General features: G+C 56.6%; 9 protein-coding genes. 2 read left to right on the forward strand and 7 right to left on the reverse strand.

Going from position 1 to position 9,744, the window contains the following annotated elements; translation table 11 throughout:
* Window positions 1–140: 140 nt before the first annotated feature.
* Window positions 141–947, reverse strand: a complete 807-nt coding sequence (locus ACTHSL_RS11700; RefSeq protein ID WP_440381540.1) for a cytochrome C assembly family protein — start codon at window positions 945–947, stop codon at window positions 141–143.
* A 104-nt stretch (window positions 948–1,051) separates the two neighbouring features.
* On the opposite strand from ACTHSL_RS11700, the gene ffh reads away from it, so the two are divergent.
* Window positions 1,052–2,419, forward strand: coding sequence for a signal recognition particle protein (ffh, locus tag ACTHSL_RS11705; RefSeq protein WP_003773298.1), 1,368 nt, complete (start codon window positions 1,052–1,054; stop codon window positions 2,417–2,419).
* Window positions 2,420–2,663: 244 nt separating this feature from the next.
* Here the strand turns inward: ffh and ACTHSL_RS11710 are convergent, their stop codons facing one another.
* The 6 genes from ACTHSL_RS11710 to rsgA form a co-directional block, all read right to left on the reverse strand.
* On the reverse strand, window positions 2,664–3,530 hold the full coding sequence (locus tag ACTHSL_RS11710) for a cysteine ABC transporter substrate-binding protein (RefSeq protein WP_003773300.1): 867 nt from the start codon (window positions 3,528–3,530) through the stop codon (window positions 2,664–2,666).
* Window positions 3,531–3,646: 116 nt separating this feature from the next.
* The gene (locus ACTHSL_RS11715) at window positions 3,647–4,402 is read right to left on the reverse strand and encodes an amino acid ABC transporter ATP-binding protein (RefSeq protein WP_049249401.1); all 756 of its coding nucleotides are present in this window, start codon (window positions 4,400–4,402) and stop codon (window positions 3,647–3,649) included.
* Between the two features lies 1 nt (window position 4,403).
* Entirely contained in the window at window positions 4,404–5,072 is a 669-nt protein-coding gene (locus tag ACTHSL_RS11720; RefSeq protein WP_049249402.1) for an amino acid ABC transporter permease, read from the reverse strand.
* Entirely contained in the window at window positions 5,062–5,721 is a 660-nt protein-coding gene (locus tag ACTHSL_RS11725; RefSeq protein WP_440381541.1) for an amino acid ABC transporter permease, read from the reverse strand. Before ACTHSL_RS11725 ends, ACTHSL_RS11720 begins: the two co-directional genes overlap by 11 nt.
* Before the next feature lie 234 nt (window positions 5,722–5,955).
* Entirely contained in the window at window positions 5,956–7,587 is a 1,632-nt protein-coding gene (rmuC, locus tag ACTHSL_RS11730) for a DNA recombination protein RmuC (protein ID WP_440381542.1), read from the reverse strand.
* A gap of 72 nt (window positions 7,588–7,659) precedes the next feature.
* Complete coding sequence (gene rsgA / locus ACTHSL_RS11735; protein ID WP_440381543.1) at window positions 7,660–8,535, reverse strand: ribosome small subunit-dependent GTPase A; 876 nt, start codon at window positions 8,533–8,535, stop codon at window positions 7,660–7,662.
* A 112-nt stretch (window positions 8,536–8,647) separates the two neighbouring features.
* Between rsgA and ACTHSL_RS11740 the strand changes: the two genes are divergently transcribed.
* On the forward strand, window positions 8,648–9,580 hold the full coding sequence (locus tag ACTHSL_RS11740; protein ID WP_440381544.1) for an aldose 1-epimerase: 933 nt from the start codon (window positions 8,648–8,650) through the stop codon (window positions 9,578–9,580).
* Window positions 9,581–9,744: the final 164 nt, after the last annotated feature.

The raw sequence follows: 9,744 nt of genomic DNA on the forward strand, positions 1-9,744 counted from the left end.
TTGCTTCTTTGGATTAGGTTTTCGTATTTCATTTGGAAATTGTAAATCTTCAGGATACTTTCGCAAGAGGTCTATTGTCCTTACAGGCCGTCTGAAAATGCTTCGATACAGTTTTCAGACGGCCTGACAGTAAATCGGCTTTAACGGTGCAGGATAACTTCCAGTACGAATTTGCTGCCCACATAAGCCAGCATCAAACTGATGAAGCCGACAATCGTCCAAACGGCGGGCCGTTTCCCGCGCCATGCCGTCATACTGCGTTTCAGCAGCAGCCCCGCATAAATAAACCAAGACACAATGCTGAAAATGGTTTTATGCGTGAACGTCATCGGACGGCCGAATACCTCCTCGGCAAAAAACGTACCGCTGATAACCGAAACCGTCAGCAGGGCAAAACCTATCCACATACTTTGAAACATCATCCGCTCCAAACTCAGCAGCGGCGGCAGGAAAGAGCGGGCGGGCGACAGCCTGTGCCGATGCAAATCGCGGCTCAGCCACAAAATCAGCACGGCTATCAAGGTGGTAATGCCAAACAGGCTGTATGCCAGCAGTGATGAAATAATGTGTAGCATAAACGGCCAGTCCGTTATCCGGTAGGATTCCACATGGCCGGGGAAAAGTATTGCCAGCAACATGAACAAGACGGACAAGGGGTACAGCAGCAGCTGCAAACCGCGCAGGCGATAGAAGAAGCTGCCCATCAGATACAGCATCAGCATCAACCACACAATCACCGCCGATGCATAACCAAAGCTCATAATCAACGTCTGATTGGCCAGCGGCGGCAGCATAATCATCAGGCCGTGCGGCAGCAGGGAGCCGGCCAGAATGGCTAATTCCCAGCGCAGCGGATAGTCGGCGGCGTTTTTCTTCAAACGCCAAAACCAAACGAATCCCGCCAGCGCGGCATAAACAAGTGTCAAACAAATCATCATAACCGGCATAGCAAACTTCCCGACCTGCACATATCCACTATGACGCAGGTAGTGTAAAATGCGCCGATTTTATCAAATAACACTGTCCGCGTGGCAGCTTATGAAGGAAGTCCATGTTAGACAATCTGACCAACCGGTTTTATTCCGTTTTCAAAAATATCCGTGGCGTGGCGACGCTGAATGAAGAAAACATCAAGCCCGCCCTGCGCGAAGTCCGTTTGGCGTTACTGGAGGCGGATGTCGCCTTACCGGTCGTACGCGATTTCATCAACAATGTTAAAGAAAAGGCAGTCGGGCAGGAAATCAACGACAACCTGACGGCAGAACAGGCCTTCATCACCATCGTCAATCAGGCGCTGATCGAACTGATGGGCAAGGAAAACAGCAAATTGGATTTGGCGGTTGCCCCGCCTGCCGTCGTATTGATGGCCGGTTTGCAGGGTGCGGGTAAAACCACCACCGTCGGCAAATTGGCCAAGCTGCTGAAAACGGTTGATAAAAAGAAAAAAATCCTCGTCGTTTCAGCCGACGTATACCGCCCCGCCGCCATCGAGCAACTGCGTTTGCTGGCCGAGCAGGTGCAGGTTGATTTCTTCCCTTCCGATACGACGCAAAAACCCGTCGATATTGCTTTGGCGGCTTTAAACCATGCAAAGCGCGGATTTTACGACGTGCTGATGGTGGATACCGCCGGACGTTTGGCCATCGATCAGGAAATGATGGACGAAATCAAGGCGCTTCATGCGGCGGTCAATCCCGTGGAAACCCTGTTCGTCGTCGATGCGATGCTGGGTCAGGATGCGGTCAATACGGCGCAGGCCTTTAACGAGGCGCTGCCGCTGACCGGCGTGGTGCTGACCAAAATGGACGGCGATTCGCGCGGCGGTGCGGCCTTGTCTGTGCGCCAAGTGACCGGCAAACCGATTAAATTCATCGGTGTGGGCGAAAAAATCGACGGCTTGGAAGCCTTCCACCCCGACCGTATTGCCAGCCGGATTTTGGGCATGGGCGACGTTCTGACCTTGGTGGAAGATGTCCAAAAAGGCATAGACGAAGCCGCCGCCGCCGAAATGGCGAAAAAACTGCGCAAGGGCAAGAGCTTCGACCTGAATGACTTCAAAGCGCAAATCCAGCAGATGCGGAATATGGGCGGTTTGGAGAACCTGATGTCGAAAATGCCCGGCGAAATCGGCCAGCTTTCCAAGCAGATTCCCGAAGGCACGGCGGAAAAAGCGATGGGGCATGTCGAAGCCATCATCAATTCGATGACGCCGAAAGAGCGCGCCAATCCCGCCTTAATCAAGGCAAGCCGCAAACGCCGCATCGCGGCCGGTTCGGGTACCACGGTTCAGGAAGTCAATAAAATGCTGAACCAGTTCGAGCAGTCGCAGAAAATGATGAAAATGTTCAGCGGGCAGAATATGCGCAAGCTGATGAGCATGGCCAAGGGAATGAAGGGCTTGTTTCCCGGTATGAAATAAGCTGAAAGGCTTGTGGGCGGATAGGCTTTTTAAACAGGCATCCTGTTGCATTTTTCCGCTTATGGCTAAGAGGCCGTCTGAAAGGTTTGAACCTTACTTCGGCAGTTGGATGTTTTCCGGCTGCCGGGGTATTTTTTAGACCGTTTGCATCAATGGCCGCGAGTTAGTCCGCAAAACGTTTGAGGCCGTCTGAAAAACTATTTTCAGACGGCCTCTCTGTCGTTTCGAGAAGGATGATGCCCGCTTATTCGGCCAACAGTTCTTCCGGTTTGACTTTGTCGCCGTACACGGGCAGCAGGGTTTTCTCATAGGCGGCTTTCAGACGGCCGTCTTTCTTCATGGCGGCGATTTCGCCATTCACCCAGTCCAGCAGTGCTTTGTCGCCTTTTTTCACCGCCGGGGCGATAGATTCGGCCGGGCCGATGTTGCCGATGGCCACTTCGTAGTCCGGGTTTTCTTTCGCCCATGCCCACAGCAGCGCGTTATCGTGCGCCAAGGCCACGCCGCGTCCGTCTTTCAATGCATCGAAGGTTTCGGTGTTTTGGTCGAATTTCAGCAGTTTGACTTCGGGGTGGTTTTTGGTAAAGAAGGCATCGGCGGTGGTGCCTTTGTTGACCAGCAGGGTTTGGTCTTTCAATTGGGCGACGTCGGTAATCGGCTTGCCCTTGGGGGATACCACGCCCAAAGCGACTTTCATGTAGGGCGAGGCGAAATCGACGGCTTCCGCGCGTTCCGGCGTTTGGGTGAAGTTGGCCAGCAAAACGTCCACTTTGCCGGAACGGACGTATTCGACGCGGTTGGCGGCTTCGGTGAGGACGAATTCGATTTTGTCCGGGCTGCCGAGCAGGTCTTTGGCCATTTCTTTGGCAATTTCGACATCAAAGCCTTGATTTTTGCCATTCGCGTCCACATAGCCGAACGGTGGTTTGTCGCCGAATACGCCGATGCGGATAACGCCTTTTTCTTTGATGGCGGCCACGGTATCCGCCCCTGCGGCGGCAGGCTGTCCGCCCGATGCGGCCTGATTGTCGGCACCGCCGTTGCAGGCGGCCAGACCGAGTGCGATAACGGCACCGGCCAGCAGTGTGGAGAATTTTTTGGAAAGCGTCATGATTTGCTCCTTCGAAGATAACGAAAAAAGGGAAGAGGCCGTCTGAAAAACAGCGCGGCAAGGTTTCAGACGGCCTGAAAACCTTGGCGGCCAAACGTTTGGCGGCGGAGTCGGATTCAGATGCTCACGTTCAAATCCGGCCCGTAATCCATACCGGCCAAAAACTGCCGGGCGCGTTCGGTTTTCGGTTCGGTAAAAAATGCTTCGGGAGAAGCCTGTTCGACAATCGCGCCTTTGTCCATGAAAACGATGCGGTCGGCCACTTTTCGGGCAAACCCCATTTCGTGGGTAACGATCAGCATACTCATGCCTTCGCGTGCCAGTTCCAACACCACTTCCAATACCTCGCGCACCATTTCGGGGTCGAGGGCGGCGGTGATTTCGTCAAGCAGGATGACTTCGGGATTCAGGCACAGGGCGCGCACGATGGCGATGCGCTGCTTTTGGCCGCCCGAAAGTTCGCGCGGGTAGGCGTTTTTCCGCTCCAGCAGGCCGACGCGGGTCAGCAGTTTGTCGGCCTGCGCTTCAGCCTCGGCGCGGTTGCGTTTCTGTACCTTCAGCGGGCCGAGCAGGATGTTGTCGATAACGGTCATGTGGGCGAACAGCTCGTAGCTTTGGAATACCATGCCCACTTTCTGCCGCGCCGTCTGCCAAGATATGTCCTTGCCGAACACGCCCGCGCCCTCCATTTCGATGCTGCCGCCCTGATGCTCTTCCAAGCCGTTGATGCAGCGCAGCAGGGTGGACTTGCCGCAGCCGGACGGGCCGAGCAGGACGATGACTTCCCCTTTGGCCAAATCCAAATCCAGCGAACCGATGGCGGTTACGCCGCCGTATTCTTTGTGCAGTTTGCGCACGCTCAATAAAGCCATGTCAATGTTCCCATTTGTGTTCCAGCCTCGCCGCCCACAACGACAGCGGCCAGCAGCAGAGGAAATACAGCATAAAAATCAGCCCGTAAACCCAAAACGAGGCGTTCGGCATGGTCAGCAGCGAGTTTTCGATAATCTGCTGGCCGACCTTGACCACTTCGATTACGCCAATCAGGGCGGCCAAGGAGCTGGTTTTAATCATGCGCGTGAATAAGTTAATCGAACCGGGCAAGACGCGGCGCACGCTTTGCGGCAGTTCGATGAAGCGGAACACCTGCCAACGGCTCAAGCCGATGGCCAAACCGGATTCCACCTGATGTTTTTCGATGGATTCCAATGCGCCGCGCACCAAATCGCCCATTTCCGCCACGCCCCACAGCACGAATACCCAAATGCAGACCCACAGGCCGTCGATATGGATGCCCGTCCAGGCGGCGAAACCGAAATAGAAGCCGAACAGCCACACCAAAATCGGCACGATGCGTACCGTTTCCAAATAGAGGCGGCCGATAAAGCGCACGATGCGGTTGTCCGCGCGCAGCATGAGTCCGAACAGCGTGCCGAACACGCAGGACAGGGCGACGGAAATCAGGGAAATTTGTGCCGTCAGCAGCAACCCTTTGCCCAGACGCACCGCGTTTTGTCCTTCAAACAGCCAGTCAAGCACCATATTTCGCACTCCGAACGCGTTTTTCCGCCCAGCGTGCCGATAAGGACACGGGCAGCAGGATAATCAGATAGCTGGCAAACAGCAGGAACAAGGCTTCGTTGGTTTTGTAGTCCATGCCGATGATGTCTTTGGTAACGAACAGCAATTCGGCGATGCCGACCGCGCTGACCACTGATGTTTCCTTCATTAAAAACAGTATGTTCGCCCCAACTGCAGGCACGGCCACCGCCCAAGCCTGCGGCAGTTCTACGTAGCGGAATATCTGAAGGCGGTTCAAACCGATGGCTTTGCCCGCTTCAATCTGCCCTTTTGGCACGGCGAGGATTCCCGCCCGCAATGCTTCGGCCATATAGCTCGCGCCCAAAAACGTCAGGGCAATGATGCTGCAGGTAAAGCCGTCCCATTTGATGCCGATTTTCGGCAGGCCGTAATAGAGGAAGAACAGTTGGATAAGCAGCGGCGTGTTGCGCGAAAGTTCGATATAACTGCGGGCGAGAAAGTAAAACGGCCGGATGCGGTAAGCCGTTACCACCGCCACGGGCAGGCCGACGGCCAGGGATAATGCGATGCCGTAAACCGACAATTCCAGCGTCAGTTTCGCGGCTTCGGCGAATTTCGGTATCGCGGCGGCTAGGTAGGACCAGTTCATTGTAAGTTTGTGTGTGCTGAGACGGACGGCATTGTATAGTTTTGTAAGTCCGTTGTGCAAATAGCTGTCGAATATAAGGCCGTCTAAAAAAGGCATATGGTGGGTTTCGAAACGGTTCCGGCAAAACCGTGTTTTGATTTGAGGCCGTCTGAAAACGGTTTTCAGACGGCCTCCTGCGGGTTGTTTTCCTGTTTCCGAACGGTTGCCGGATGTGCATTTCTGCTGTTGCAGGGCTTATCCGCGGTTTTCCGTTTCCCCGCTTTCCGGCGCGGGCAGGACGGATGCTTCGGTTTCCACTTCGGCCGCTTCTTCGGTCAGTTGGCGGTCGAGCTGTTTGGCGGTTTTCAGGCCGAGGAGGTGAAGTTTATGCGCGCGGTTCACGAGGTTGCCGTGGCCGCTTTTGAGTTGGTTGAACGCTTGTTGGTAGGCTGTTTGCGCCTGGTCGATGTTGCGGCCGACTTTTTGCAGGGTATCGACGAAGCCGACGAATTTGTCGTACAGCCTGCCGCCTTCGTCGGCAATGGCCAGCGCGTTGCGGTTTTGCTGTTCGGTCCGCCAGATGTTGGCGACGGTGCGCAGGGTGGCCAGCAGGGTGCCGGGGCCGGCGAGCATGATGCGTTTGTCGAAGCATTCTTGGAACAGGCCGGGTTCTTGCTGCAGGGCGGCGAGGTAGGCGGGTTCGACGGGGATGAACATGAAGACGAAATCCAGCGTTTTCAGGCCGTCGATGTCGCTGTATTTTTTTTCGGCCAGTTCTTTGATGTGCTGGCGTACGGATTGGACGTGGGCGGCGAGTGCCTGACGGGCTTCGTGTTCGTTTTCCGCCCGTGTGTAGCGGACGTAGGCGGTGAGGGAGACTTTGCTGTCGATGATGATTTGTTTGTTGTCGGGCAGGTTGATTAAAACGTCGGGCTGGAGGCGGCGGGTGTGGCCGTCTTCCTGCGTTTGCGTGCCCGATGCCTGTATGATGTATTCGCGACCCCTTTGCAGGCCGGAGTGTTCGAGCACGCTTTCCAGAATCATCTCGCCCCAGTTGCCTTGGGTTTTGTTGCGGCTGCCGGTGAGGGCGTCGGTGAGGGCGTTGGCGTCGTCGTGCAGGCGGTTGTTGAGTTGTTGCAGGCGTTTGAGTTCGTTTTCGAGGGTCAGGCGTTCTTTCGCTTCTTTTTCGTAGGTGTTTTGAACCAGTTGGGCGAAGCTGCTGATGCGTTCGTTCAGCGGGTTGAGCAGGCGGCCGAGGTGTTCGCGGTTTTGTTCGGTGAAGCGGCGGCTTTTTTCTTCGAGTATTTCGTCGGCCAGGTGGCGGAATTGGCCGCTCATGAGGTCGCGGGCGTTGTCGAGCAGGGCGAGTTTTTCTTCCTGCGCCTGCCGTTCTTGTTCGAGCAGGGTGTTGAGGCGTTCGTTGCGGATTTGTTGTTCGGCCAGTTGTTGTTGCAGTTCGGCATAGTCGGTTTTCAGACGGCCTAATTCTTCCGCTTGGGCGGTGAGGTGGCGGATTTGTTGTTCGGCGGCGGCATATTCGCCGTGCAGGCGGCGGGTGTTTTGTTCGAGTTCGGCGTATTCGCTGCGGCTGTCGGCCAGTTGCTGTTGCAGTTCGGGCAGGCGGCGGTTGAGGGCGGATGCGGCGGCCAGTTCGGTTTCGGTTTGTTGCAGGTGTTGTTGCAGGGTTTGGATTTGCCGGGCGGATTCGGCGGCTTGGAGGTCGGCTTGTCGTTGGCATTCGTTCAGGTTGTCGCGTTCGGCGTGAAGGACGGCGAGTTCGGCCTGACGGCGGCTGCGGGACAGCAGGCCGATAATGATGATGACGATGAGGAGGGCGGCCGCTACGAGGGCGGCGAGGATGAGGAAATGGGCGGGCAGGGTGTTCATGGCGTTTGGTGGGTTGAGGCCGTCTGAAAGTATGGGTTCGGTGAGGTTGGAATCGGATTGGACGGGCTTGGTTCAATAGGGTTTGGCGGTCAGTTCGTCGGTGATGCGTTGCAGGAAGTTCAGGCGGTCGGCTTTGATTTCGCCGCTTTCGGCCGCTTCTTTAACCGCGCAGCCGGGTTCTTTGCGGTGGGTGCAGTTGTGGAAGCGGCATCGGCCGATCAGGTGGCGCAGGTCGGGGAAATATTGCAGCAGGTCGGCGGCGTCCAGATGGTGCAGGCCGAATTCCTGCAGGCCGGGCGAGTCGATGAGGAAGCTGTCGGCGGCAAGGTCGTACATTTGGGCGTGGGTGGTGGTGTGTTTGCCGGAATCGAGTGCGGCGGAGAGGCCTCCCGTGCGGGCGTGTTCCCCGCCGAGCAGGGCGTTGGTGAGGGTGGATTTGCCCATGCCCGATTGTCCGAGGAAGATGCTGGTACAGCCTTGCAGCAGCGGGCGCAGGGTTTCGGCATTTTCCAGTGCGCTGACAGCGGCCAACGGATAGCCCAAACCTTCGTAGAAGGCCAGTTTTTCCCGCCAGGCTGCGCTTTCGGGCAGGTCGGTTTTGTTCAGTACGATAAAGGCTTCGATGCCGCCCGCCTCCGCCGCCAGTAGGGCGCGTTGCAGCAGCATTTCGCTCGGCGACGGGACGGCGGCGGTAACGATGAACAGCCGGTCCACGTTGGCGGCAATCAGTTTGGTGCGCCATGCGTCTTGGCGGTAGAGCAGGCTGCGGCGCGGCAGGAAATCGCGGATGACGGCCTGTTCGCCGTTTTGCACTTCGATGTGCACCCGGTCGCCGCAGGCGAAATCCACCCGTTTGCCGCGCGCGGTGGCGGTGTAGGTTTGGCCGGATTCGGTACGGACGGTGTAATGGCGGCCATAGCTGGCGGTGATTCGGGCGGTGTAGGACATGTCGGAACGGTGCGGAAAAAAGCGGATTTTAGCAGAGACGGACGTTATACGCCGCCTGCCTGCCGTTTTGTTTCGCTATAATTCCGCCTTCTTTTTTTCAGACGGCCTCATCATGACTTTTTCCTGCCAAATCGAATCCGACCGCGCCGTGTTGCGGCAAAACGGCCATGCCGAAGCGGAAATCTATTTTTTCGGCGCACTTCTGAACCGCTATGCCGTTTTCGGCGGCGGCGAGTGGTTGAACTGCATCGCCGCGTATCGCGGTACCGACGATGCCCGGCAACACATCACCGACGGCTTTCGCAGTGCCAAACTCAGCCCCTTCCCCTGCCGCCTGAACCGGGGCGGCTATCGTTTCGACGGCCGCGAATATCAAACTGGCCGTCACGTTTTGAACGGTCATGCCATCCACGGCCTGCTTTATGACGCACCGTTTGCATCGGCAGGGCACGGCCGCGGCGAAGACGCGGCTTGGATAGAGTTGGCGTACGTTTATCCTGCCGACCAAAACGGTTTCCCCTTCCCCTACCGCTTGACCGTGCGCTACACCCTGTCTTCAGACGGCCTCACCGTTTCCACCACCGCCGAAAACACCGGCACCGCCCCCATGCCGCTGGCCGACGGCTGGCATCCCTATTTCACCCTCGGCGGCACGGCGGACGACTGGACTTTGCAAATCGACGGCGGCACACAGCTTGAATTTGATGCCGACCTGCTGCCCACCGGTGCGCGCCTGGCCGATAACCGCTTTGCAGAAGCCGCCTCCCTGCGCGGCATAGGATTGGATAACAGTTTTGAGCTGAACGGCAACGGCGGCACACGCCCCGCCTGCACCCTGCGGCACGGCGCGCGCAGGCTCGACATTTTTGTCGAAGAAAACTATCCCCTGCTGCAAATCTACATCCCGCCCGAACGCACCTCCATTGCGTTGGAAAATCTCAGCGGCGCACCCGATTGCTTCAACAACGGCATCGGCTTGACCATTCTGCCGCCGGGCGGTGCAAAGCGTTTTACCACCCGCTATTGTTTGGATGTTTCATCATAAACCCAGCGGAAAGATAGAATAAACAGGCATCGGTCGTGGTACAACCCGATGCCGTTTTTACATTTTGGAAAGGAGCTGACATAGATTGAGACCTTTGCAAAAAGCCCTTCCCCCGACATCCGAAACCCAAACACAGGTTTTCAGCCGTTTTCGCCCCTAATTGC

It is taken from the genome of Neisseria sp. P0008.S010 (genome assembly GCF_051962715.1).
Classification (GTDB): Bacteria; Pseudomonadota; Gammaproteobacteria; order Burkholderiales; family Neisseriaceae; genus Neisseria; species Neisseria elongata.

Bases quoted from the DNA above. Each gene is read 5' to 3' on its own strand.
- ACTHSL_RS11700 (WP_440381540.1), bottom strand. From the start codon at position 947: ATGCCGGTTATGATGATTTGTTTGACACTTGTTTATGCCGCGCTGGCG.
- ffh (WP_003773298.1), top strand. From the start codon at position 1,052: ATGTTAGACAATCTGACCAACCGGTTTTATTCCGTTTTCAAAAATATC.
- ACTHSL_RS11710 (WP_003773300.1), bottom strand. From the start codon at position 3,530: ATGACGCTTTCCAAAAAATTCTCCACACTGCTGGCCGGTGCCGTTATC.
- ACTHSL_RS11715 (WP_049249401.1), bottom strand. From the start codon at position 4,402: ATGGCTTTATTGAGCGTGCGCAAACTGCACAAAGAATACGGCGGCGTA.
- ACTHSL_RS11720 (WP_049249402.1), bottom strand. From the start codon at position 5,072: ATGGTGCTTGACTGGCTGTTTGAAGGACAAAACGCGGTGCGTCTGGGC.
- ACTHSL_RS11725 (WP_440381541.1), bottom strand. From the start codon at position 5,721: ATGAACTGGTCCTACCTAGCCGCCGCGATACCGAAATTCGCCGAAGCC.
- rmuC (WP_440381542.1), bottom strand. From the start codon at position 7,587: ATGAACACCCTGCCCGCCCATTTCCTCATCCTCGCCGCCCTCGTAGCG.
- rsgA (WP_440381543.1), bottom strand. From the start codon at position 8,535: ATGTCCTACACCGCCCGAATCACCGCCAGCTATGGCCGCCATTACACC.
- ACTHSL_RS11740 (WP_440381544.1), top strand. From the start codon at position 8,648: ATGACTTTTTCCTGCCAAATCGAATCCGACCGCGCCGTGTTGCGGCAA.